General features: G+C 62.2%; 19 protein-coding genes. 9 read left to right on the forward strand and 10 right to left on the reverse strand.

Annotated elements, in window-relative coordinates; all coding sequences use genetic code 11:
* Positions 1-32: 32 nt before the first annotated feature.
* From ACZ889_RS21955 to ACZ889_RS21990, 8 genes are all read right to left on the reverse strand, one after another.
* Complete coding sequence (locus ACZ889_RS21955) at positions 33-728, reverse strand: HvfC family RiPP maturation protein (protein WP_180689613.1); 696 nt, start codon at positions 726-728, stop codon at positions 33-35.
* Positions 721-1,554 (reverse strand): HvfB family MNIO-type RiPP peptide maturase, encoded by an 834-nt coding sequence (locus tag ACZ889_RS21960; RefSeq protein ID WP_047604017.1) that lies wholly within the window; start codon positions 1,552-1,554, stop codon positions 721-723. The genes ACZ889_RS21955 and ACZ889_RS21960 overlap by 8 nt, the downstream gene beginning before the upstream one ends.
* Positions 1,555-1,628: 74 nt before the next feature.
* Positions 1,629-2,120 (reverse strand): HvfA family oxazolone/thioamide-modified RiPP metallophore, encoded by a 492-nt coding sequence (locus ACZ889_RS21965; RefSeq protein WP_180689612.1) that lies wholly within the window; start codon positions 2,118-2,120, stop codon positions 1,629-1,631.
* Positions 2,121-2,294: 174 nt separating this feature from the next.
* A complete protein-coding gene (locus ACZ889_RS21970) occupies positions 2,295-2,846 on the reverse strand; it encodes a DUF4174 domain-containing protein (RefSeq protein ID WP_003250449.1) in 552 nt (183 codons plus the stop codon).
* 228 nt (positions 2,847-3,074) lie between these two features.
* A complete protein-coding gene (locus ACZ889_RS21975) occupies positions 3,075-7,565 on the reverse strand; it encodes an NEL-type E3 ubiquitin ligase domain-containing protein (protein WP_476257809.1) in 4,491 nt (1,496 codons plus the stop codon).
* 97 nt (positions 7,566-7,662) lie between these two features.
* Positions 7,663-12,084 (reverse strand): NEL-type E3 ubiquitin ligase domain-containing protein, encoded by a 4,422-nt coding sequence (locus tag ACZ889_RS21980; RefSeq protein WP_476257810.1) that lies wholly within the window; start codon positions 12,082-12,084, stop codon positions 7,663-7,665.
* A 78-nt stretch (positions 12,085-12,162) separates the two neighbouring features.
* Complete coding sequence (locus tag ACZ889_RS21985; RefSeq protein ID WP_476257811.1) at positions 12,163-14,523, reverse strand: DNA polymerase II; 2,361 nt, start codon at positions 14,521-14,523, stop codon at positions 12,163-12,165.
* Between the two features lie 66 nt (positions 14,524-14,589).
* Positions 14,590-15,780, reverse strand: coding sequence for an MFS transporter (locus tag ACZ889_RS21990; protein ID WP_104962102.1), 1,191 nt, complete (start codon positions 15,778-15,780; stop codon positions 14,590-14,592).
* 117 nt (positions 15,781-15,897) lie between these two features.
* On the opposite strand from ACZ889_RS21990, the gene ACZ889_RS21995 reads away from it, so the two are divergent.
* Positions 15,898-16,794, forward strand: a complete 897-nt coding sequence (locus tag ACZ889_RS21995; protein WP_003250440.1) for a LysR family transcriptional regulator — start codon at positions 15,898-15,900, stop codon at positions 16,792-16,794.
* Here ACZ889_RS21995 and ACZ889_RS22000 read toward each other — a convergent pair.
* Positions 16,775-17,695, reverse strand: coding sequence for a LysR substrate-binding domain-containing protein (locus ACZ889_RS22000; protein WP_003250438.1), 921 nt, complete (start codon positions 17,693-17,695; stop codon positions 16,775-16,777). The genes ACZ889_RS21995 and ACZ889_RS22000 overlap by 20 nt on opposite strands.
* 160 nt (positions 17,696-17,855) lie before the next feature.
* Between ACZ889_RS22000 and ACZ889_RS22005 the strand changes: the two genes are divergently transcribed.
* From ACZ889_RS22005 to ACZ889_RS22035, 7 genes are all read left to right on the forward strand, one after another.
* Positions 17,856-18,644 (forward strand): YqcI/YcgG family protein, encoded by a 789-nt coding sequence (locus tag ACZ889_RS22005; protein ID WP_014753794.1) that lies wholly within the window; start codon positions 17,856-17,858, stop codon positions 18,642-18,644.
* 2 nt (positions 18,645-18,646) lie between these two features.
* Positions 18,647-19,273, forward strand: a complete 627-nt coding sequence (locus ACZ889_RS22010) for a LysE family translocator (protein ID WP_010953344.1) — start codon at positions 18,647-18,649, stop codon at positions 19,271-19,273.
* Between the two features lie 39 nt (positions 19,274-19,312).
* Positions 19,313-20,395 carry a hypothetical protein gene (locus ACZ889_RS22015; protein WP_012052943.1) on the forward strand — a complete coding sequence of 361 codons (1,083 nt, stop codon included), beginning with the start codon at positions 19,313-19,315 and terminating at the stop codon, positions 20,393-20,395.
* 138 nt (positions 20,396-20,533) lie between these two features.
* Positions 20,534-21,229 carry an SEL1-like repeat protein gene (locus ACZ889_RS22020; protein ID WP_265958759.1) on the forward strand — a complete coding sequence of 232 codons (696 nt, stop codon included), beginning with the start codon at positions 20,534-20,536 and terminating at the stop codon, positions 21,227-21,229.
* Positions 21,230-21,376: 147 nt separating this feature from the next.
* Positions 21,377-22,069, forward strand: a complete 693-nt coding sequence (locus tag ACZ889_RS22025; RefSeq protein WP_004573762.1) for an AzlC family ABC transporter permease — start codon at positions 21,377-21,379, stop codon at positions 22,067-22,069.
* Entirely contained in the window at positions 22,066-22,380 is a 315-nt protein-coding gene (locus tag ACZ889_RS22030; protein ID WP_020193370.1) for an AzlD domain-containing protein, read from the forward strand. The genes ACZ889_RS22025 and ACZ889_RS22030 overlap by 4 nt, the downstream gene beginning before the upstream one ends.
* Positions 22,377-23,222: an AraC family transcriptional regulator gene (locus tag ACZ889_RS22035; protein WP_476257812.1), complete on the forward strand. Its 846-nt coding sequence runs from the start codon at positions 22,377-22,379 to the stop codon at positions 23,220-23,222. Before ACZ889_RS22030 ends, ACZ889_RS22035 begins: the two co-directional genes overlap by 4 nt.
* Positions 23,223-23,270: 48 nt before the next feature.
* Here ACZ889_RS22035 and ACZ889_RS22040 read toward each other — a convergent pair whose 3' ends face one another.
* Positions 23,271-24,488: an MFS transporter gene (locus ACZ889_RS22040; protein ID WP_476257813.1), complete on the reverse strand. Its 1,218-nt coding sequence runs from the start codon at positions 24,486-24,488 to the stop codon at positions 23,271-23,273.
* A gap of 456 nt (positions 24,489-24,944) precedes the next feature.
* On the opposite strand from ACZ889_RS22040, the gene ACZ889_RS22045 reads away from it, so the two are divergent.
* Positions 24,945-25,172, forward strand: coding sequence for a hypothetical protein (locus tag ACZ889_RS22045; protein WP_003250422.1), 228 nt, complete (start codon positions 24,945-24,947; stop codon positions 25,170-25,172).
* The last annotated feature ends 24 nt before the right edge of the window (positions 25,173-25,196 follow it).

Genomic DNA, 25,196 nt, shown 5'->3' on the forward strand with positions numbered 1-25,196 from the left:
GGTTGGGGGCTGCTGCGCAGCCCCCAGTGCCTTCAAACTGTTCCGACAATGACGCCCTGCTCGCGCAATGCCTCCAACAATGCCAACCCTTGCTGCACATCGCCGCCCAATGCCTGCAGCCGCTCTCTTCCAGTCCCCTGCTCCACCAGCAACCGATACGCCATAGGTGCCAACCGGGCAAAGCGCACCTGCAACCGGGCATCGCGATAAACCAGCAGCAAGCTCGGCGATGCTGGGGCAACCGTTGGCTGGTAGTCCACGCCAATGCGTTCCACCGGCCAACGATAGGCCAGGACCCGCGCCACACAAGACAACAACGGCTCTCCAGCCAGCAGGTCACCACCCGGGTCATGCGCCGGGTCCTCGGCATCGCTCAGGTACAGTTGCGCCTCGACCCACTCATAGTGCGCCAGCTCCAGCTGCCAAGGGGTGTCCAGCGCCACACGTTGCAAGTAGTCGACGAACGTCTCGGCAATTTCGGTAAACAACGGCGTCTGGCAACGGTAACTGGCGTAGAAATCACGTACTCGGGCATGCCAGCGCTGCTCGCCCAACGCCTGGCGCATGACCGGGAAGCTGCCAGCCAGCAACCCTTCGATGGCGCCATAGAACAACTCACGGTAAACCTTCAGGCGGCGGGCCTCGACGCCGGGCGGCGGGGCATGGCGCTGTGGGTCGCGCAGGTGACGGGCCAAGGCATACTGCTGCGCACGCAGGGTCTCATTCATCTGCTTGCCCTCCGGCAGCGCATTGCACAGCACGCATACGCGCCGTCTCGGCCAACAGTTCGGCCAAGGGCGGGTAGTTGAAATCACGTTCAAGCACCGTCGGCTTTACGCCGAAGCGCACGCAAGCGCTGGCGTACAGCGTCCAGACATCCTCCTTCACGGCCGCCCCGTGGGTATCCACTTTGAGGTCAGGCGCTTCATCGTAATGCCCGGCAACGTGCATCCCGGTCACGCGCGCCGGGGGCAAGCCTGCAAGGAATTGCTGGGCGTCGTAGCCATGGTTGCAGGCGTTGACATAGACATTGTTGACGTCCAGCAGCAGGTCACAATCCGCTTCTTCGAGCACCGCCTGGATGAAGTCGAGTTCGCTCATCGCCTGATACGGCGCGGCGTAGTAGCTGATGTTTTCCACGGCAATGCGCCGCTCCAGCTGCTCCTGAGCCTGGCGTATGCGCGCGGCCACATGGCGTACGGCTTCATCGGTGAACGGGATGGGCATCAGGTCGTACAGGTGCCCGTCATCACTGCAGTAGCTCAGGTGCTCGCTGTACAGTCGCACCTGGTATCGCTCGAGAAACTGCCGGGTCTGCTCAAGGAAATGGCGGTCCAGCGGGGCACTGCCACCCAGCGATAAAGACAACCCATGACAGGTGACAGCAAAGCGCTCCGCCAACTGGGCCAAGCCCTTGCCATAGGCGCCGCCCACGGCAATCCAGTTTTCCGGCGCACACTCGAGAAAGTCCACTGCACCCGCCTCCATGGCCAGCAGTTCCGGCAACAGGCCGCGACGCAAGCCTAGCCCGATGTTCAACATCGCAGGAAACATAAAAGTTCTCCAACAAGCACAACGCCCCACCTGGCCAGCAGGAGGAGCGTTGTGGCGTTTCATGGGGTAGAACGTCAGGGCTTGCCGGTCAGGTGGCTGAACAAGCCATCAGGCATGGCTTTGCCATTGGCCTGATAAATCGCCTTGAGGTGATCGGCCGCTTCCTGCTCGGAGATGAAACTGTCATGGTTGCGGTCGATCGTGTCGAAATCACGGGCACGGTCCTTGGCCACCGCCAGAAACTCATCGCGCGAGACCTTGCCATCGTGATTGCTGTCGGTTTTGGCGAACGAGGCGTCACCGCACTTGCCTTCACCACACTTGCCCTCAGCCCCAGCCTTGGCGCCGGCGCCGCACTTACCCTCACCGCACTTGCCTTCGCTTTGGGAAGCCTTGCCGCTCCCCCCGCACTTGCCCTCACCACACTTGCCCTCGCCGGCCACTTTGGCCGAGGCCAGTTGGTAACCTTGAGCCAGCGGCTCGACGGCGAACGCACTGTTGCTCAATGCCATGCTGCCGATCAGGGCGGCGCCGAGCAGGCCGAGGGTGTTTTTTGCTTGAGTCATGATGCAGCTCCACTGGGGTTGGAAAGTGGAGCCATTAGGCCGTTGCGGTTTGTCGTGGATGTATCGTGCCAGGCGCACTTTTGTATGGCAGTAGGTCTGCAGCACAGGCAGATACAGTGCGATACACACCACCCGGCAACGGGCCCCAAGTTGCCTTGGGGCCATGAGGCGTGATCAGTCTTCCAGCGGTTTGGGCGGGGCCGCTGGCTTGGCGGGCTTGGCCGGCTTGCTGTCCTTGTCCTTGGCTTGCGGGGCCGCCGCTACGGGCTCGGGCGCTGCCACCGCCTTTTCGCTGGCAGGCAGTTCATCGACCGCTTTGAGGATCACCTGTGGGTCGATGGCCTCGCCGGTGTCGTCGTCCTTGAGCATGTGCCGCTCACCATCCTTGCCCACCAGAATCACCTTGGTACCCTTGCTCGCACCCAGCTTCAGTTCCCGAATCAGGGCCATTGTGGTCTGCTGCTCGAGGTTCTTGTCCTCTCGCTTGCCCATCATGTTGGCGACGCTGTACAGGACAAGGTTGCGCTCCTTGAACGCTGCCTGGGTGGCCGGGTCTTCGAGCGCTTTGTTCAGCCCTCGCAACGTTGGGTCGGCACTGCTGGGAGCGATAACCACCAATGGTCTGGCCTTGCCCAGTTCCTTGGCTAGAGGCGCATCACTGTCTGCGGCAAACAGGGGGCCGGCAACAGCAAGCAAGGTTGCGAGGGTCAGTGACCGGACAAGCATGCGTATCTCCTTATTGTCTCGATAAACCAATGACTACAGATCACGGAGAAAAATCCGACAGGGAGCCTAAACCACTTCATTCCAGAACGGGGTGTGTAAAAGTAACTGTCGATTTCCGAGCCACCTGAAGCCAAGACTACGGCGCTGGTACAAACCACATTCAGCTTGACTGAGCATAGCCCAAAGCCGCTTTGACAGGGCCGGGCAAGCCTTTGCCCTGAGCGCATGTCAACGTACATCGATCGAGGGCCCCTTGGGTCCCATTTCCATCGCTTGAATCGTCATATCCAGCATCAGCCCTCTGCGTGCAGCGCGCTGAGCATCACGAATGGCATCCGCCTGGTCGATCCTGGCCCCTTCGCTCAGCGCTTCGTCGTCAAGCACGGTTTCAAGCTGCCTTCTGAACGGCAGGTCGACCGCAGCGAATCGCTCAGGATGGGAACGCTCCAGGTGCGCCTGCCAAAATTCACGGTCAACCATGGAGCGGGCAATCTCTTCCGGTGTTTCTGCATCCCGCACCGCAGCCTCTGCCTCTGCAAGGTCCGCCTCCAGGACGCCTGAGATCGCAAGAAAGCTCATTTCTCCCACCTGCAATGGCAGGTCGAGACGCTCCCTCAGCCCGATCCTGAAAGCCAACCCCACCTCGCTTCCTTCCAGCGTCCTGCCATGCTGTAGCGCCCATCGGGTAGCGAACATGTCGACTGCATCCTGGCGCCATAAACGTCTGCCCAGGTCTAGCAAAGCGCGTTCGCTTTCTCCCTGAGCCGCGTGCTCAACCTGCCAAACCAACAAATTCAGTTCAAGGTTGCTCAAGCACCAGGTTGCACCGTCCTGGCACCCCCACTCATCATTGGCCACTGACAGCAAGTTCTGCCGCAGCTCTGGCGTAATGGCCATCGCTTGCAATACCGCCATTACCCGATTGCCCAGTGCACGCGCATTGACACGAAAGTCTTCGGACAGCAACAACTGGCGAAGCACACGGAAAAAACGCTCGGCGTCCTGCCCTGCATCCAGCGAGTCCCAGGCAGCAAGCATCAAGCCGCGATGCTCCGGGGCCACGGCATCCCCCCAGACTTCACGCGCGTGCTGCAGGCGCAGAAGCACTTGCTCCTCGTCGAGGGCCGGATCGACGCTGCTCAACGAAGCCTGCAAGCGTAACGTCTGGGCCTCGCCCAAGGGGTTCGCATTCAAGCGAAACCGCCGCCGATGCCACACGGGCAACTGGTAGAAACCCTCTGGAATGTGCCTGATCCGGTTATCCCGCAAGTCAACGGATACCAACTGAGCGTTGTCGAACACGCCCAGTGGAAACTGCGAGATCTGTGTGTCGCGCAAGTTCAGCCAACGCAACTCAGCCAAACCCGCCAACGTGAACCGGCTCCCCAGGGGGTTGTGGGACAGGTCGAGAGACTGCAGGCTCGTGCAACTGGCCAATGTGGCGGTTTGTGCAGTGTTCAGGACGATCCGGTTGTTGGTCAGGCTCAGATGCCGCAACTGCGGTATCTGCAGCAACGGCTGCGGAAGGCGCGTCAACAGGTTCCCTCCCAGATCGAGGGTTTGCAGGTTAGGGAAAGCCAGCAATAGGCTGCTGGGCACCTCCAGAAGGTCAAGGTGCAGCAGCGACAGGCTGGTCACACCTCTGAAGCTGACCTGTGGGGGTATGTTGGGCAAGCCGCTCGATCTGAAATTGCAGAACATGACGTGGAGGTTTTCCTGTGCATTGATCTGCAGTTCCCCCACGCCCACCGACCGCCGCCAACAATTGAACAACGTCTGGCGTAAAGCCTCTCGATCTTCCCTGACATCGCCCTGCCCTCGTGCCACCCAGGTATTCAGTGTGATGCGCAGGATGGCGAACTCATTGCGAAGGTCAGTCAGTACGTGTTCAATCTGCTGCCCTGAACGCCTGGCGTCATCGGCGAAGGTCTCGACCTGCTCATCACTCAACCACGGAAAGAGATCGCGCAGCGTTGCCCTCAGGGCACTCCCCCTTGATGCGAACCCACCTACTCCGCCACCACCCAGTGGGTAGCCAATACGTCCATCGGCCAAGCGCATGGGCCCTCGGACAGCACCTGGGCGTACCGCGCCAAGCAAACGACTGATCTCATCACGATGGCGTGCCGCTTCGCGCGCCAGTATCACCCTGAGGTTGTGCGTAAATGGATCGCCGATCCCCATCGCCGCCCTCTGCGCTTCGGTATAGGCTGGCGCCATGACGTCAAACAACTCACCTGCCTCACCCAGCGCCGTGCCCTGGCTGCCATGCAGTTGAAACGTACCGTTCACGTGCACCAGATCGAACGCCCGCTGCCCTTGCTCGGTCTTCGCCAGCATCGGCCCGCCCAGGCAACCTTCGTACAGGCGCCAGCACACACCTTCACCTCCGGGTAGATACCGCAACAAGCCCAAGGCCACCCGTGCCAGGTCTGCATGCTGCGGGGTATCAAGGTACAACGCTTCAAATACCCGAGCCTGGCGGGTAGCCAGCACACTGCCCCTTGCCGCTTCGGCGAGCCCCAGTGCAACCCTGCCGCTGGACAGCAGCCGCGTGCGATCAATGCTGCTGGCGGCCTGTACCAGTGCTTGCGCAGTGCGCGCGCTCAGCCTCGGGAACACCCGGCGCAACGCCGCGCTGCCAGCGGTGTCGCTGGGCTGCAAGGCTTCGAAAAGGTGCTGCAGCAGTGTTCGGCGCTGTGTCCATGCCAACGCGGCCAGTGCCTGATCTGTCAGGCCACTCGCGCCTGGCAGGCGCCGAGCGTGATCGAGCACTGTTGTATCTGCTACCGGGTCGCCGCTGCGCAGACGGCCAATCATGCTGCGGATGCGTTGATCAAGCCTGACCCGCTCCACACTGTCGATCATCCCAGGGCTCGGTGCCTGGGCGTGTACATGCAGGCCACGCAGGTCGTCGCCATCAAGGCCATGGAACAGCAGAACCTCATCGATCTGTTCGTCATTCAGCCTATTGAAGGGTTCGCCCAAACGCCGGAACATGCGGTATTTGTCGGTCCACCGAGCCGGTTGCTCGCTCCACAAACGCCAGGCACCTGCGCCATTGTGGCGCAGCAACGGCCCGTGGCCGTCGACCGGATACAACTGCCATTGATCATCACCCGCCTCTGCCACGCGATAGTGATGCCCGTCCATTTCGATCCAGGCCCGCCCGTCCTGACGCCGAATACCCAAGGCATCCCGGCTCGAGGCCGCAACGGGGGCCTGGCTTTGAAACAGGGTCAAGTCGTGTTGCCAAAGTTTCTCAGTGCCGTCCTCCAGCCGGGCCGGCACCATGGCATCGACCTTCGCAGAGCGTGCCCAAACCCGTCGAGCGACACCCACCCCGGCTACCGTGGTCGCCAGCACGGCAAGGTCTGTCGCCACGTGGGTCAAATGGTCGAGCGCCTCCTGACGATCGCCTTGCTGCCAGGCCTCGGCGCCATGGTAGACCTCACCCAGTAGTTCGTAGGCCGTCACGGCCAGCAGCGCCAGGCCAAGCCCAGGCAGAAAGAAACTGGCCAGGTTGAGCAGCGCCCATCCTTCGGCTGCAAGGCGCAGGTCATGCTGGCGCTGAACCTCACGATCCAGCCTGGCCACAGGCACCGCGATCATCGCCGCATCGTCCTTGATCTGGTGGATACGTGCCTGTGCCAGGCTGATGAACAACGGCTGCGGGTAAGCCTGCAAGCGCGGTTCGAGATCGCGAAAAGCCCAGCCCGGCAGGCCATCGAAGCGCTCCGCGACCTGGGCGAAAAAAGCCTGGCTGTCGCGCCGCAGCACGAAGCGGCTGAAAAAACGCTGGTAAGCCTTGTCTCGCAAGCGACGGCCCAGTTCGCGGTTCAGTTTGTCGAGGCTCTCGAACGCGCGCCAGGGCGAAAAAGGGTCTCCAGGCACGTAAAGCAACACCCGACGCGTCGTGTTGAACAAAACGCCCTGCTCAACCACTACGAACACGGTCACCTGCTCAATCTGGCAACCCAGCAATTTCAGTTGCCTGGCCTGCACAAGGTCGCCCGCCAAGCGCGGCAGCTCACCCTTCTCGCACACAGCCACCATCACATTGAGTTCGCTGGCATCCAGCGTTCCCTCTTGCCTGGCTTTGTAAGCGTCCACAAGCATGGTGTAGCGCGTGGCATCTACAAGCTGCGATACCAGGCGCTCGGCACTGCCAGAGGGCGTGAGGATGGCATCCAGATGACGTTGATAGCGCTCACCCAGGTCCAGCTCACGACACAGTCCGGCAAACTCGATGCTCGTAGGGGGTTTGACCGTGCCGTGGCGTGGAAGCAGCAGGCGGTTACCGCGCGGCTGGCCACCTTCCTGCGCCTGCGCGTCCGTGAAGTTGCGCAATGCCACTTCGAGCAGCGGCTTTTCTTCATAGACCACGGTAGTCAGGTGCGCGCCCACCGGCTGACTGTTGATCACAGGTTCCCGGCGGCCCTCCAGGAACCTGAGCACGTGCGGGTTACGGCCAAGCCCGTAACGCTCGTCGAGGGCCTTTCCCAGGGCTGATGCGACGAAACTGTCGAGGCCTTCGATGCCTCGCAGCACCGTGTTCACTTGCTCACAGCAGCGAAGGCTGTTTGACAATGCCCTGCCGATCTCAGGCAGTTGCTCAGCGGGTGCATGACGCAACCAGGGTGGCAGGCGCCTGCCGATGATGCCGTCCTGGAACGCATCGATGGCGGCCTGCGCATCTGACGGCAAAGTGGTGTCCATAGCGGGGGCCTCTTCATGAAAAGAGGCCAGACTAAGTTGCCTGCTCCCCGCCAGGCGCTATATAGCTAATGCCTGCGTTCAGACAACCGCCAACCCGCTAGCTGAGCGGACGCTGCACCGTGTTCCGGTCCAGCGCCTCCAGCGTCAACTGCAGCAACACCGCATGCTCGCGTTGCTGATTGCGGATCTGCAGCCGCGCGATTTCCTCGTCCCGATTCCCCAGCGCCATCAGCCGTTCCAGCTCAGCGTGCATGGATTGGGGCACTTGCAAGCGAACCGCGCAGGCCTTGCGCAAGTAATCCTGCCAGAACCACTGGCGTGACAGGTAATCAGCAATGCCCTCCCGGGTCTGTCGCGCCAGAACCCTTTCACGGGCCAGGAGAAGGTCCTGGCTACTCAAGGCAGGGATGCCTGCATAGAGCATTTCATCGGGTTGGCCAGGCAAGTCCAGAGACGTGCGCAAACCGATTCGATAGGCCAAGGCGAATTCGATCGATTCAGCGCTCGCCCCCACCCGATGAGCATGTTCAGCGGCAATTTGCTCAAGCACCGCCAACCGCCACATCCGGGCACCGAGCTTCAGCAAGGCCCGTTCAGGCCGGGCAGATCCGCTGTGCCTCGTGCGCCATATCATCACTCGCAGTTCCAGGTTGGCGAAACGCGCGGTGGCGTTATCCTGGCAACCGGTCGCCGCAGCGTGCTCGAACAGCTCCAGCCTGAGGGCATCATGCTCAGACATCGCCTGGAACATGTCGAACATGCGGGCCGCGAGCGCGGATGCAGTCGATGAGAAGCTGAAGGCGCCCGATTCCGTCAGCATCGACAGGGTATTGAAGAACGCTTCCGATTGCTCCTCTGCCTCCAGATGGGCCCACAGTGCAGCCATTTCATCTCGACGTTCGCCAGGTAGCGCATCCAGAATGCGCAACCGGTAAGGCACGCGACTGGCCTCAAGCAAATGCCAGTTTGATAACCCATCCTGCGCACCCCCCAGCCGATTGCCGGAAAGCTCGACCCTGCCCAAGCGCCACAGCTGCGACTGATGAAAACCCTCGGGCAGTTCAGAAATACGGTTGCCGCTGAGGTTCAGGGTGTGCAGTTCTGGCGCGTCCATCAGCCCATAGGGGCACTCGGGTAACTGGGTGTTCGACAGGTAGAGGGCATTCAGTTCGGTCATTGCCTGGACGGAAAATGCCCTGCGCAGCGGGTTGTCTGAAAGGTTCAGGTACACCAGGGACCGGCAATCCGCCAGGACCAACGCCTGGCCTTGGTCGAGGGCGATCTGGTTACCAGACAAGTCGAGCACCTCCAGTTTCTGGACAAGCATCAGCGGCAATGGCAAACGCGTGAGTCGGCAATGGGTGATTTCCAGGTTGCGCAAGTTGGGAAACGCCCGCAGAAACTCATCCGGAACGTGCTCCACGCGCATGGCGCGCAAGGCCAGGATCGAGACGTGGGGAAAGCCCACTTGCGCGGGCAGGGCCGGCAGATGGCGCAAGCGGCTGATGGTCTGGGTAAGCATGAAGCGCCCGTCGTCCAGTGCTGCTTGTCCTTGCAGTTCCGGCACAAGACAGCGCCAGCAGTTGATCAGCCCCTTTCTGAACTCACGCCGGGCGGGCAGTTCTGATGACAGCAAGGCACTGCGCGCCCACTGGGTCAAGTGTCTCTTGAGCACCCCGTATTGCTGTTCCAGCCTCTGTAACCTGGCCTGCGCGTCGCCTGATGCGAGCCAGTGCCCGATCTGCTCGTCACTGAAAGCTGGGTACAGATCACGCAGCCGAGCCTGAAGCGCCCTGGGCCTGTTCCGCCCCAGCGCCCCCCAGAACCTGCCGCCCGCCAAGGGGTAGCCAACCCTGCCATCAGCCAGACGTTGTGGCGGGAGAAACGAGCCGGTCGGCTGTTCCAGCCTGAGCAGATTCACCACGGTCTGGCGTTGCTCGATAGCAACGTCGGTCAGCGCCTGGCGCAGCGCAGGCACAAACGACCGGCCTTGGCCGATGGCCGCTTGCGATGCGTCGTCATAGGCTGCGGCCAAGGTCTCGAACAACTCCCCCCTCTCACCGGCAACCGTGTGCGTTCGGGTACGCAGGCGGAACAGCCCATGACGATGAAGCAAGTCAAACGTCTGCCCCGTTCCCTCGACCGTCACTAACGGCTCGCTGGCATCACCGTCGTACAATCGCCACCCGGGCCCGCCAGCCCCCGGCACATGCACCAGCAGATTAAGTACCACACGCGCCAGGTCGAGGTTTTGCGGCGTATCGATGCTCAGCGCCTCATACACCCGCGCCATTCGAATTCGCGCAACCTGCAACCTTGCTGCCTCGGCCATCGGCAACGGCACGCGCCCCGTTTCACGCAAAAGCTGCAGGTCATCCTCGCTGGCATCGCGTAGCACCTCATCCGCAGCCAGGCGGTGCAGGCTGGCAAAATTCTGCCGTAAGAGACGGCCCGTTTCCGTGTCGGGATTCTGCTCTTCGTACACCGCCTGCAGCAGTGCTCGTCGCCCGGCCCAAGCCACATCGGCCAACGCTGCTCCGTCCTTGCCGGCGGCCTGTGGAAGGCGCATGACCTGCTCCAGCAGTAGCGGGTCTGCCGTTACCCCTCCCTCGCGCAAGTGGTTGATCAACGTCCCAATCCTGCCGGCGAGCCGCACGCGTGCGACGGTGTCGACCAGCGCTGCTTCCGGCGCAAGGCCATACACATGCCATGCCCGAAGGTGCTGATCATCGAGGCCATGGATCGCCAGCGACTGGTCGATCTGCGCATCGTCAAGGTCGCTGAATGGCCCGCCCAGGCGGCGGAACAACTGGCGTGTGTCGCCCCACTCGGCGGGCTGTTCACACCACAGCCGCCACGCGCCGGCCCCATTGTGACGGAGCGGCGGCGCATAGCCCTGGTAAGGGAGCAATTGCCACTGTTCATCATCATTGTGCCAGGTCACCTCATACCAGTGGCCGTCCATGCTGATCCAGCGGCGCTCGCCAACACGGTGCACACCCTCCATGTCCAGCACCGCCGTGTCTGACGGGCTTTCGCAGCGATAGGGGCTGAGGTCTGCGTTCCACAGCTTTTCCTCACCGTTTTCCAGCTGCGCCGGTACCAGCTTGTCCACCTCGGTCCAGGCGCGTCGGGCCGTGGCGACGACGGCAACGGTTGCCCCCACCGCCAGCAGCCCTTTGCCAACCTTCAGCAGGTGCGCCAGTGCCGCATTGCGTTCGTTGTCCTGCCAATCCCCTACAGCCTGGAACGCCTGCTCAAGCAGTTCCCAGGCCATCACCCCCAACAACACCGCGCCGATGCCCGGAACGAAAAACCCTGCAACACCCAACAGGGTCCAGCCTTCAGCACGCAAACGGCGGGCGTGTTCGGCCTGGACCTCGCGATCAAGCAAGGCCACGGGCGGGGCGATGACCGCAGCATCGTCCTTGATCTGCGCAATCCAGTCGTCAGCAAGGTGTTCGAACAATGGCAGGCGATAGGCAGAGGTTTGCTCATCGAGGTCGCGGGTTGCCCAGCCGGGCACGTCATCGAGGCGCTCACTGACGGCCGAGAAGAATCGCTGGCTATCGCGTCGGCGCACGAAGCGGTTGAAGAAGCGCCGGTAGTCATCTTCGCGCAGGCGTTTGCCAAGCACCCGGCGGGCATAATCTTCCAGGTCGCTGCGCACGCTCCAGGGGCCGTGCGGGTCACCCGGTACATAGACCAGCACGCGCTTGCTGGTGTTGAACAGCACGCCCGCGTCGATCACGTCCAGCACGACGATTTGCTGCAAGCGGCAACCGAACAACGCCAACTGGCGTACGCGAACCGATGCGCCTTCGAGCTTGCCGAGCGTGTCCTTGGTGCAGAGCGCCACCACCCACTGCAGTTCGTCTGCGCTCAATACGCCCTGCGCCCTGGCCTGCAGGGCATCCACCAGCATGCTGTAGCGTTGCCGTCGCGTCAGCAACCCCCTGACTTCAGGCTGGAGTACCGAATCCAGATGCGCCTGGTATTTCTGCCCAAGATCCAGCGCTCGACACAGCCTGGCGAAGCCCGGTGCAGACAGTTCACTACGCCTTGCGCCGCGCACATCGACCAGGCAATTGCCCTGTGGCTGGTCGCGCTGCTGTTCTGCGGTGAAATTGCTCAAAGCGGCCTCGAGCAGAGGGATGTCGTAGTAATCGCTGCCGACGACCGGAAGCCGACTGGTTACATAATGGATCGTGGGCGAGGTAAAGGTGTACCACTGGCGAAAGTACAGGCGATCGACGTCAAGGTCGCCGTGGGCACCGAGCGCTTGCTGCAGCAAGGGCTGGGTAAATGCATTCAGGTTGCGTAGCCGCGCCAGCGCTGACACCAAGCCTGCGCGGCAGGCCAGCAGTTCAGGCAGCGCCTCGCTCAGCAGGGTGAATTCGGCCACGCTCAGCCGCTTCATCCAGGCCGGCAGCCGCTGTGCAATGTAGTGGTCCTGGCATGCTTGGGCCATGGCAAGGGTATCGACCGCAGCCGATGGTTGACGGCTATTGTTCTGCATCTCTGCCTCCGCGACGACATGGAGGGCCGAGTCTGAAGACTGTAGCGTCAGGCTGACGCCTAGCTATCTACCACCTGTTCAGAACAGCAGTAACTGATGGTCGGTAAGGCGCGCGAAATCATCGCCGACAAAGGGCAGGATGGCGTCGGCCACCGGCAGTAGCTGACGGCTGATGTAGTGATCGTAATCGATCGGTGCCTGCAGGTTTTCCAGCGGCTCAGGGCCGGCGGTGGTGATCACGTAACTGATCCAGCCCCCACGCTGGTACTGCAGAGGGCGCTGCAGACGCTTGTTGTAGTCGTCGGCAAGGCGTGCGGCACGCACATGCGGCGGCACGTTGCGCTGGTAATCGGCCAGCGGGCGACGCAGGCGCTTGCGATAAACCAGCAGTTCGTCCTGCTCGCCCGCCAACGTGCGCCGTACGTACTCGCGGACATAATCACGGTAGGGCTCGCTGCGGAACACTCGGCCGTAGAGTTCCTGCTGGAACTGCCGGGCCAGCGGTGACCAGTCGGTGCGCACCGATTCCAGGCCCTTGTAAACCATCTCTTGCGAACCATCGGCCCGCTGCACCAGGCCGGCATAGCGCTTTTTGCTGCCTTCATCGGTACCGCGGATGGTGGGCATCAGGAAGCGTCGGTAATGCACCTCGAACTGCAGTTCCAGGGCGCTCTGCAGGTTCATGGTCTCGTGCAGGTGGGCTTGCCACCATTGGTTGACCTTTGCCACCAGCTCGCGGCCGATGCGCGCCGCGTCTGCCTCGGCGTGGGCACCCTTGAGCCAGACAAAGGTGGAGTCGGTGTCACCGTAGATCACATCGTAGCCACACGCCTCGATCAGGGACCTGGTCTGGCGCATGATCTGGTGGCCGCGCATGGTGATCGACGACGCCAGGCGCGGGTCGAAGAAACGGCAACCGCTGGAGCCAAGCACGCCATAAAAGGCATTCATGATGATTTTCAAGGCCTGCGACAGCGGCGCATTGCCCTCGCGCTTGGCCGCTTCCCTGCCCTGCCACACCCGTTCGACGATGGCTGGCAGGCAGTGCTGTGTGCGTGAAAACCGCCCACCGCGAAAGCCCTCGACCGAATGTGCGTCGTCAGGCTGGCGCAGGCCTTCGATCAGCCCGACCGGGTCGATGAGAAAGGTCCGGATGATCGACGGGTACAGGCTCTTGTAGTCCAGCACCAGCACCGAGTCGTAAAGCCCTGGTCGCGAATCCATGACAAACCCGCCGGGGCTGGCTTCGTCCGGCCGGCTGCCAAGGCTGGGCGCGACAAAGCCAAGGCGGTGCATCTGTGGAATGTACAAGTGACAGAACGCGGCTACCGACCCACCGCTGCGGTCCACGGCCAATCCCGTCACCGAGGCACGTTCGAGCAGGAAGTCGAGCAGCCGGGTATGGGCGAAAATGCGCGTGACCAGTTCGCAGTCCTTCAGGTTGTAGCGTGCCAGGGCCGGTTTGTCTTCGGCGAAGCGGCGATTGATTTCGTCCATGCGTTGGTACGGCGTGTCGATGGCCTTGCCTTCACCCAGCAGGGTCTGGGCAACGTTCTCCAGGCTGAACGAGGCAAAGCTCCAGGTGGCCGAACGCAACGCCTCGATGCCATCGATCAGCAGCCGCCCCGGCGCATCGGCGAAAACATGGCCGCCACCGGCATGGCTGCGCAGGGTCATGACCGCACCGTTGCGCCCCAGGGCCAGTGGAACCTGCAACGACTTGGCGTGCTCATGCAGCAGGCGCAGGTCGAACTGCACCAGGTTCCAGCCAATGATCGCGTCCGGGTCATGCCTGGCCATCCACTGGTTGAGCCGGGTAATCAAGGCGGCGCGATCAGCGCAATACTCCAGGTCGAAGTCAAGCCCGGTGGCATCGCCGTTGGCCGGGCCGAGCATGTACACCTGGCGCTGACCACAGCCCTCCAGCGCGATGCTGTACAGCTCGCCACGCTCGCTGGTCTCGATGTCCAGCGACACCAGGCGCAGCGCCGGGCGATAGCCTGGCTGCGGCTTGAGCTGGGCGTCCCGGTAAACGCCCTGCGTATCCGGCTGACCAGTGAACTGCACCGGCGCCGTGATGAAGCGCTCCATGAGGTAACGCTCCGGCGGGCGGATATCGGCCTCGAACACGTCGATACCGGCCGTGCGCAGACGCTGCTCCAGTTGCATCAACTGGCGATGCTGGCGGGCATACAGGCCGAGCATCGGGCGATGCTCGAAGTCCTTCAGGCGCAGTGGCTTGAGCTTCGTCCCGGTTTCGTTGGCCAGCAGCACACGGGCGTGCTCGGCCTGCGCCTGAGGAATGAAAGCCACCGACTCCTGCGCCGCCAGCCGCAACAGCCGCGGCCCGGCATCGGTGGCCAGCCAGAACTCCACGCAGGTGCCTTCCGGCGTATCGTGCCAGTGCCGGGTCAGGACAAAACCCTGCTGCAACTCCACTGCGTCGACCTCTGGATTGTCTGTAGATGGCGCTATTCTACCTGTGTCGTGCCTGGCATGAGTGTTTTAGCGCCTACCCGCCACAAAACCGCTCCCCCGCCCGGCCACGGCCAGCAGCCAGGCCAAGGCGATCAACACCAGCACCACCCCGCCAAACCACTCCACGCCGGCCCCAGCCAGCAGCAATCCGCCAATGATCCCGCCCAGGGCAATGGCGCAGTTCCACACCGTCACCAGCATCGACTGCGCCACATCACCACCCGGGCCTGCGGCGTCGGCGCACGCTGTCTGCAGCAGGGTCGGGGCGCCGCCATAGGTCATTCCCCACAAGGCGATGCTCAAGTACACAAGCCACGACGATGCCTGCCCCAATGCCAGTGTGGCCAAGGCAAAACCGGCCAGGCTCAGCAACACCAGCTTGCGCAGGTGCCGGTCGACCAGCAGCCCTACCAGGCCGATCCCGGCCAGCGCCGACAGACCAAACACCATCAGCACAGGGCCAATGTCCGCAGCCATGCCAGCCGCCGCCAGCAACGGCACGATATAGGTGTAGAGAATGTTATGGCCAAGGATCCAGGTGAGGATCACCAGCAATACGATCAACACCCCCGGCGTGCGCAATACCTGCATGGCCGCCGGGCGCTTGCCGGCAGCCTGCCCCGGGTAGTCCGGCACGGATCGCAACACCCACACCACCAGCAGCGACGCCACCAGCGTGACGACCACGAACGTCGCGCGCCAGCCCAGCCCCGCTCCCAGCCAGGTCGCAATCGGCAAGCCGAGCGACAAGGCAATCGGCTGCCCGAGCATGGCCAGCGCCATGGCCCGGCCCTGCAACGGTACCGGCACCATGCGCCGGGCATGGCCAGCGATCAGGCCCCATGCCAGGCCGGCCGCAGCCCCCGTGAAAAAGCGCAGCACCAGGGTCAGCGTGTTGGAGTCCGACAGGGCCGTCAGCCCGTTGAACAGCACGAAGCCGATGATCGCCAGCAACAGCGCCCGGCGCCGATACCAGCCTTGGGTCAACGTCACCAACGGGATGGCGGTCAGTAACGAGCCCAAGGCATACGCCGTGACCCATTGCCCAGCCATGGCCTGGCTGATGTGCATGCCATCAGCGATCTGGTCGAGCAAACCCGCCGGCAAGGTTTCGCTGAGGATGGCGATGAAACCGGTCATGGCCAGCGCCAGCAGCCCGCCAACGGGCAAACGTTCGTTGCTGGCAGCCAGCAACGGTGCGGAAGATGTCTGGGACATTGCAAATGCCTTGAGTGAGAGACGAGGCGAACAGTCTGCAAGACAAGGCCATTGCGGAAAAAGACGGTTACAATGCCGCTCACCCAGGACACCAGCGTCCGCAATCAGGAGTGCGACATGGACAGCCTCAGCGGCTTCGTGGTCTTCAACCGGGTGGCCGAAACCCGCAGCTTCGTTGCCGCCAGCCAGTCACTGGGGATCAGTGCCTCGGCAGTGGGCAAGCGCGTGGCGCGCCTGGAAAGCCGCCTGGGCGTGCGCCTGTTCCACCGCAGCACACGCAGCATCACCCTCACCGCCGAGGGCACGATGTTCCTCGAACGCAGCCGGCGCATCCTTGCCGAAATCGAAGCCACCGAGCAGGAGCTGTCGCAGGCCAGCGAAACGCCGCGCGGGCGCCTGCGGGTGAGCATGCCGCAGGTGACCAGACTGGTAATGCCGGCACTGGCCGAGTTCATGGCACTGTACCCACAGGTTGAACTGGACCTGGACTTCTCCGACCGCATGGTGGATATCGTCGGCGAAGGCTTCGATGTGGTGATGCGCGGCGGGCAGCCGGTGGATTCCCGGCTCAGCGCCAAATTCCTCGGGCACTTTCAGCACCGCCTGGTAGCCTCGCCCGAGTACCTGCGCGAACGCGGCACACCCTTGCACCCACGCGACCTGGCAGCGCATACCTGCCTGCATTATCGCTTCCCCAGCAACGGCAAGCTGGAAACCTGGCCGCTGCGCCAGGAGCATCCCGAGCACGCCTATGACATCCCCATCTCGATGGTCTGCAACCACGTCGAAACACGCGTCTGCTTTGCCTTGAACCACCGCGGCATTACCTGTCTGCCGGACTTCAACGTGGGTCGTGAATTGGGCAATGGCTCACTGGTCAGTGTCCTCGACGACTTCATGGAACGGCGCGGCAGCTTCTATCTGCTGTGGCCGTCCGGGCGGCAGATGCCGCCAAAGTTACGGGTATTCATCGACTTCATGCTCGATCGGGTATTCAACCGTACAGGTAGTTGATGTCCTTGTAGGCCAGCGGCGGTACCTGGCCGAGCAGGAAGTCACGCAGCTTGTGCATTTGCCGCGCTTTTGGGCTGGCCTTGAGCCAGGTCATGTAGTAACCGTCGCCGGTGGCCACGGCATGCTTGAAAGGCGTGACCAGGCGCCCGGCGGCCAGGTCGGTGCTGGCCAGTACCAGATCGACCACTGAAATGCCCAAGCCTTGCTGGGCGGCCGATATGCCCTGGTCGAGGGTATCGAACACCTGCCCCTGGTCGATGCTGATGTCCAGCGCGTCCATTCGCGCCAGCCAACGCCGCCAGTCACGCCGGTCGGGTGACGGGTGCAGGAACTCGCATCGGGGCAGGTCGGACAGTTGCGGTTGTGCCTGCGTCATGTAATCCGGATGGCATACCGGGATCAGCCATTCATCGAACAGCTTGAAACTCTCGATATCGGCGGGAAAACGCCCACTGGCCAGGAGAATGGCGCAGTCGTAGGGCTCAGAATAGAAGTCCACGCTGTCGATATCCATCCACACACTGGACAGTTGCACGCTGCAGTTGTCCTCGACCTTCTTGAATGCATCAAGCGCCCGCAGCAGCCAGCGCACCGTGAGCGTGGACGGCGCCTTCAGGCGCAGGCCGTAGCGATCCTGACGCAGCAGTGCGCAGGCATTTTCGATGATCTTGAAGCCTACCTTCAGCTCTTGCGCCAGCAGGCGGCCGTGCTCGGTCAGGCTCAATTTCGGGCCCCGACGTTCGAACAGGTCGCAGCCAAACAGGGCTTCGAGGGTCTTGATGTGGTGGCTGACGGCGCCCTGGGTCAGGGCCAGCTCCTCAGCAGCGCGGGTGAAAGAGCCATAGCGAGAGGCCACCTCGAAGGCACGCAGCGCGTGCAAGGCCTGAATTCGTTCCGACATGGCGGCGTCCCGAGCATGAGTAAGACTAATAGTAGGTCATAACTCCACGCGTTTTACAACGACAGGAGCGTCTCGGAAAATGCCGGTAAATAACAAACATAACCAAGATCCTGCCTGCATGTGACTGGAACGTTCACTTAAATCAACGCCTGGGGAAATCATGTTTACGGGATATGGAAATTGCTATCGCCTGGATGCGCTGGAGCTCGCCGCTGAACATGGACACACCATGCAACACTGGACGTTCAAAACCATAGAACACTTTCGCAGTATTCTCGCCAACCCCGAATTCCCCTGCCTGTTCGGCCGCAAGGCGGTAAACGGCGAAACCTGCCACATTCTCTTCGCCCGCGCCGAGCAACTGGCCGATGATATCGCACAGGGCCTGGCCAATTATGTGCGCACCGTCGCACCGATCGCGCCCAAGCAGCGCATCGGCAGCCCATTGGTGGTGTTTCTCGAAACCGCCGCCGGCAGCAGCCTGGCCGAGCAACAGGCCTTGGCCTGGAAGGTACTGCGCGGCGTGCATGCGCGCGACCCGCACCCTTGGCCTCAGGGCATCCCGACCGATCCCGACGATACCGGCTGGTCGTTCTGCTATGCCGGCATGCCGCTGTTCATCAACATGAACTTCCCCGGCCATCAGCAGATGAAAAGCCGCAATCTGGGCCAGCACATCACCTTCGTCATCAACCCGCGGGAGAACTTCGACGAAGTGGCCAATGCCAACACCGAGAGTGGCAAGCGCATCCGCGAGCGCATTCGCGAGCGCGTGCACCACTACAACGACGGCGTTGTGCCCGACACCCTTGGCTTTTTCGGCGATACCGACAACTACGAGTGGAAGCAGTATCAACTGCAGGAGGCAGGCTCGCTCAACCCGTCACGCTGCCCCTTCCACGCCCATGCCGCACACCAGGCGACACCCGACATACTGATCGAGAACTGACCGTGAATACCGCACTCACCGCCACCTACGCCCTCACCGTGCTGCTACTGATCGCCACTCCCGGCCCGGTGGTGGCACTGATCGTCAACACTGCGGCCGCCTCCGGCTCGCGCAAGGCCATGTTCACCGCCGTCGGCACCAACTGGGCATCACTGGTGCTGATCGGCGCGGCAGCGTGGATCATCCTCACCAGTGCCGCCATCGACAAAACATGGCTCAGCACCATGAGCCTGCTGGGCTGCCTGTTCATCGGCTACATTGCCGTGGGCACGCTGAGGGACGCCCTGCAGGCACCCGCGTCAGACGCAGCGAGCGAGGCCCCCAAGGCTGGTCGCGGCGGGCTGATGCAAGGCTTCATGGTGGGCATTTCCAACCCGAAAGACATCATTTTCTTCATCGCCTTCTTCCCGCAGTTCATTCAGATCACCGAATCGTTCGGCAAGAGCATGGTGGTGCTGTCGCTGCTGTGGGTGGCCATCGATTTCGCCGTGCTCAGCCTGTACATCTTCGCCATCGGCAAGATCGCCTCGCAGCGCAGCAACCGCATCATCAGCCTGGCGTCGGGCGTCGCCCTGCTGCTGATCGCCGCCGGCGGCCTGCTGTACAACCTCAAGGAACTGGCGGCCTGAATCTGCTGCAAAGTACCCGGCTTAAGCGAAGGAGAGACCATGACCACGACTGACACGCGCCCGTCTCCTTCGCCGCTGCAGCAGGACTACCAGCGCTTTCTCCTGCTGGGCAGTCGCCGTGCCCCCTATACCCTGCATGTGCACGAAACCGGCTACCGCTCCGGCACCATCAACACCGATGCCCTTGGCTTGCGCTACAGCCATTGCGCCGGCAAGCGCTTTTCGGCGGCCGAGCACGGTGGTGCGTCGCGCATCAACCTGCTGGTCGGCGGCTCCACAGCCCTGGGCATCGGCGCCAGCTCCGACGAACACACAGTGGCCTCGCACCTGTCGATGCTCACGGGCGAAGTCTGGCTGAGCCTGGCCGGCTGCGGGCTGAACGCCACCCAGGAATTGATGATGTTCCTGACCCACCAGCACCGCCTTGGCCAACTCGGCCATGTGGTGGTGCTCAGTGGCCTCAACAGCCTGGCCCACGAAGCCCTGTGTGAAGTCCTCGCAGGTACCAACGACCCGCAGCACGCCAAGGCCTACCAGGCCTTTCTCAACAGTTTTAGCGAAGGCATGCAGCCCTGCGCACCGCCCCGTCGGCAGTCGCTGTGGCGGCGCATCGGCCAGGCGCTGACCCCTCCCGTGGTCACAGCCCCGGTCAGCTGGCCACTGTCCTCCCCGGAAAAACGACTGGCCCGTGCCGCCGACAACATTGGCCGCACCTTGCGCCAATGGGACCGTCTGCTGGCAGACAGCCACGCCACGCTCACCTTCATCCTGCAACCGCTGCTGCCCTGGTGCCGGGATACCCTGCCCGCCGGCGAGCAAGCCATGCTGACCGCGCTGCAGCAACAACCGGCCAACTTCGACCGGCTGCTGGAGGGGGCATTCGACAGACAGTTGCATTCGGCATTTTTCCGCCGTATCAAAAGCCAGGCCGACCCGGTGCCCTGCTACGACATGAACTGCATGCTCGACAGCTCGCCCGTGTTCGGCGCCGACCTGTTCATCGACCGCCTGCACCTGAACGATCTGGGCAACAATGCCTTGGCCAAGGTGATCACCGCCAAGCTTGGGCTGGCCCAGGAAAAACATGCCCAGCGCAAGGTCACGCCGATCAAGCTCGTCTGACAGTTGTCGGGTGGTCTTTCGGCCACCCCCCTTGGGTGGCTAGAATACGTCGTCGTTACGATTTGCCCGAGGCGCACGTTTGACCGCCATGAACACCGAAGCCGTCCATCCGTACTTGGCCACCCATGGGGTTTGCCTGTGAGCCTTGTGCGACGCCTGCCCCCGCTGTTGGCTGCGCTGATGCCACTGGCCGCGCAAGCGCTGGAGGTACGCATCGACCCTCATGCCGACCTGCTCTACCGTCAGGCCTTGCCGCTACTGGAGCAGGCCGACAACCAGGACGACGCTGCCAGCACGCTGCGCACCGCAGTGGGCGGCGACCCTGAGCTTAGCCGCCAGGGCCAGGCCATGGCTCACACCTTGCCGACAGCGGTTGCCCTGCTGAAAAAATCGGTAGAGCTTGGCCACCCGGTCGCACAGTACCGCCTGGCGCTGTATTACATGACGTACCTGCCCGCCGCGCAAATCCCGGAGGCCGCCTGCCCGTTGCTCGAAGCCAGCCTCCAGCAGGGGTTTGCCGCACCGGCGCCCGCCATTGCCACCTGGTGCCGGCCCTACAACGTCAGCAGCGAGTACCGTACAGCGCTGGAGGCCATCCCCAGCATGGCCACCGTGTACGCCCCCTACTACCCGCAACCGGCCACACGCCTGGCTTGCAACCGCAGCCGGCCACAAGGCCTGGAAATGCTGTGGGGGCGACAGCGCGACTACCAGGCCGAGGTGTACCGCCTGCTTGGCGACCTCGACCCACAGCAGCGCAAGAGCCTGCTGCAGAAAGCCGTAGACATCAATGGCTGCGCAACGGCGCAACAGCTGCTGACCAGCCGCCCATAACCCAGGGTCATTCGGGGCCGCTTTGCGGCCCTGTTGTCAGTTGGCCACTGAGGTTGAGGCGAACACGCCTAGACCAGCAAGATCGTTCAAGCCATCCCCTGCCCCGTCTGTCATGCTGGCCTGCCTCGTAGCCGTCATGCAGCCATCATGCCCCACATCGCCCGCCAAGCCTTTCTTCACGGCGCCATTGCCATTCTCCCGTTGTCCCTGGCCGTTGCCCCTTGGGGCCTGCTGGCCGGTTCCATGGCCATCGAGGCCAACCTCAGCGCCTGGCAGGGGCAGGGGCTGTCGGCCATCGTCTTCGCCGGCGCCGCGCAGCTGGTGGCCATTGGCATGCTCAAAGGGGGGGCCAACCTGGCATCGATCCTGCTCACCACCCTGCTGCTGACCTCGCAGCACCTGCTGTATGGCCTGTCGATGCGCCCGGTACTGTCCAGCCAGCCGCTGCGCTGGCGGCTCGGCCTGGGTTTTCTGCTGACCGACGAATTCTTCGCCCTGACCAGCCAGTACGACCAGCAGCAATTCAACCGCTGGTATGCCTTGGGGGTGGGCCTGACCTTCTACATCGCCTGGAACCTGTTCACCCTGGCCGGCATACTGCTGGGCCAGAATATTCCACACCTGGACCAGTTCGGCCTGGATTTCTCCATTGTCGCCACTTTTGTCGCCCTGATCGCCCCGCTGGTGCGCAACCTGGCCACCGTGGTGTGCGTAGCCGTGTCGCTGTTCTGTTCAGTGCTGTTCAGCTACTGGCACTGGGAAACCGCCCTGGTGGTCGCAGGCCTGCTGGGCATGAGCGCCGGGTTCATCTGCCAGAAATTCGCCGGAGCCCGCGCATGACCTGGATCCTGATTTTCGCCATGGGCGCCATCGTATTTCTCAACCGCTACGCATTCCTGGAGCCGCGCCTGCCCTTGCGCCTGAGCTCGAATGCCCGGCAGTTTCTCGGCTTTGCCGTGCCGGGCATGCTCACCGCCATCTGCGGCCCGATCATCTTCATGGCTGACCACCAGCTCAACCTGAGCCTGCTCAACCCCTACCTGCTGGGCTCCCTTGTGGCCATCGCCCTGGTGTTGTTGACCCGCAGCGTATTGCTGAGCATGCTGGTGAGCATGTTGATCTTCTTCCTTCTGCGCAGCTGGCTGGCATGAGCCCGCCCTTGCGCGAGCAGACACACCTCTGGCAGGCGCCAGCCCTGGGCGACGTCGAGATGCTGCACGCTCGCTACTATCAGCAGCGCTTTGCCCCGCATGTGCACGAAGGCTATGTATTCACCGTGATCGAGTCGGGCGCCCAGCGCTTCTGGCACCGCGGCAGCGAGCACCTGGCACCGGTTGGCAGCATGGTGCTGATCAACCCCGACGAACTGCATACCGGCGCTACGGCCCATGAAGCCGGCTGGCGTTATCGCGGCTTCTATCCCGAGCACGAGCGGGTCACCGGTGTGCTCGACGAACTGGAACTGGGCCGCCACGGCATGCCCAGCTTCAAGGACAGCGTGATCCATGACCCGGCCCTGGCCCTCGCGTTCAGCCAGCTGCATCAGCTGTCCGAAGCCAGCGCCAGCGCCTTGCAGCAGCAGACGGCCTGGCGCCAGGCGGTGCTGGCCCTGGTGCAACGGCACGGGCAGTGCGCCGAGCCTTCGGTCCCTGGCCACGAACCCCTGGCCGTAGCCCGCGCCCGCGAACTGCTGGAAAGCCAACTGGCCGACCCGCCCTCACTGGAAGCGCTGGCGGCAGCAGTCAACCTGTCGCCGTTCCACTTCGCCCGGGTGTTCCGCCAGGCCACCGGACTGCCACCCCATGCCTGGCTGAAGCAACGCCGCCTGGCCCGCGCCCGCGAAATGCTGAAGCACGGCCTGGCCGCTTCGCAAGTGGCGTTCGACCTCGGCTTTGCCGACCAGAGCCATTTGAGCCGGCAGTTCAAGCAAGCCTATGGGGTGACCCCGGGGGCGTATCGGCAAGCCTGCGTTCACTCTGCTCTACGCGCATGAAAGGGCGGCAGCGCCCTCTCGAACTTGCATCTATACGCCAGGCCCAAGCTATGTACGGCTGTCGACATCTGGGCCACGTCCTTTCATGTTCCAGCGCACTGGCGCGATGAATAACATGAGCGTCATCCAGATAAAGGTTGCCGGCCCCGCAAGCACGAAGACCAAACTGGCAATCAATCCTGATACGGCATCACCCATCACGGCGGTGAAGTAATAGAGGGAAAAACTCCTGCCCACTTCATGCTCCCTCGACAAGCACTGGATGTTGGTCACGATTGCGATATCGACAAATGCACCAATGAAGCCAACCAGGAACAGAATCAACAGGAACAGCCAGTTATTGAATTGCAGCGCCACTGCTGCAGCAAAAAATAGCCCCCCATAGAGCATCCAGTAGCGCAGCACCATTGCTGCGGTTGTACGAGGATTGAAGCGCGTGTAAAGCATGCCCCCCACCACCGTGCCTGCCGCAAGCAGTGAAAACACGTATCCAACCGCCGCTTCAGAGGCGAAGTGCTCCAGCACCGATGCTGGAAGGATAAAGCGAATCACCGACGTGGCGAACATCGCACAGAGTGTGGTGCAGCCAATGACAGCGAACAACGGCGCATTGCCGGCCCTCAACTGACTCACACTGCTCGCCGCATCCCTGATTATGGCGCACCCATCGAATGCCTGTTGGACACTACGCCTGGCAGGCGTCAGGGTAGCGATACAAATGGCCGACACGACAAGGCACATTGCAAAAAACAAGAAAGTGGCTTCTCGAGACAGCAGTAACACACAGGCCGAAAAGACCAGCGGCCCGAGGATCGAGGCGGCGTCCTCGATCACCTGGATACCGCTGTTCACCGTGGCTAACTCATCCTTTTCGACAAGGTCCGGAAAGTACGCGCGAAACGTGGGCACATAAAGGCATTCGAGCGCTGTCATGACCATTGCGAGGCCCACTAACGCAAGTAATACTGGCGTGAACACGCTGAACAAGGCAAAGAAGGAAAGTGCCAGCAGGCCTTTTGTCACCTCGATTGCTAATAGTGTGTGTTTCTTGTTGGCGTTATCTGCCAGCCAGCCACCCAATGGCGAAAACACCACACTTGGCAAGTAACGAAAAAAGTAGGCGATGCCGATCAAAAGCATATCCGCATCTGTGATGGACACGATCGCCACGGCAAATGCAGCCTCGAAGGCAAATTCACCACATTTGGAAAAGCTGTAGCCCAGCGACAGCGAACGCGTTCCGGGGTTAAGGCGCAATGCCAGCATTAGCGGGTACTTCCTGGCGACATCGCTCCTGAACACTCGGATTGTAGATTCATATGGGCACTCCTTTGAGCCGATTGAGATTGCCAAATATTGGCCAACTCAATCTAAGACTCGGCCAGGATTGAGCTCAACATGAAAGTTGTAACAACGCCGATGCTTTCTGCAAGCGAAAATCAGAAACGCGGAATTTTCCTACAACAACCATTCTTTGAATGCAGACCCGACGGCATTTTCCCGACTGTGCAGTTGAGCACTTCAACAGGTCACGTTCAGAAACCGAGCCCTGAATCCCTTGCACGGCACGAGCATCAACTTTAAACATGCTGTTTATAAGTAACGAGTTGTTACTGCGCCGCGAGAGCAGCCACTGGCAGCTGCCGCAGCGCGCCTTGCAAAGGCCGCAAGAGCCTGGCCAACCCTCTGCTACACTGACAAGGCTGAATGGAGGATCCTGCCATGTCCGAAAGAGAGCTCACCACCCTTCTGTCGTTGATGAACCAGCGCCAGGCCTGTCTGAGCAGTGCCTGCAAGGAGATTGCCGACTGGATCGACCGGCAGGGCGATGTGCCCGCCGCCGGCAAGATCCGCGCTAGCCTGAAGGCACTGGAGGCCGATGAGGCCCAGGTTCGAAAGACCCTGACGTCGCTGACCCTCGACAGACCGCTGCCGCGCTTTCGTAGCTGAAAGGCGCAGTTGAAAAAAAGGGCC

The sequence above is a fragment of the Pseudomonas sp. TE3895 genome, from assembly GCF_056278855.1.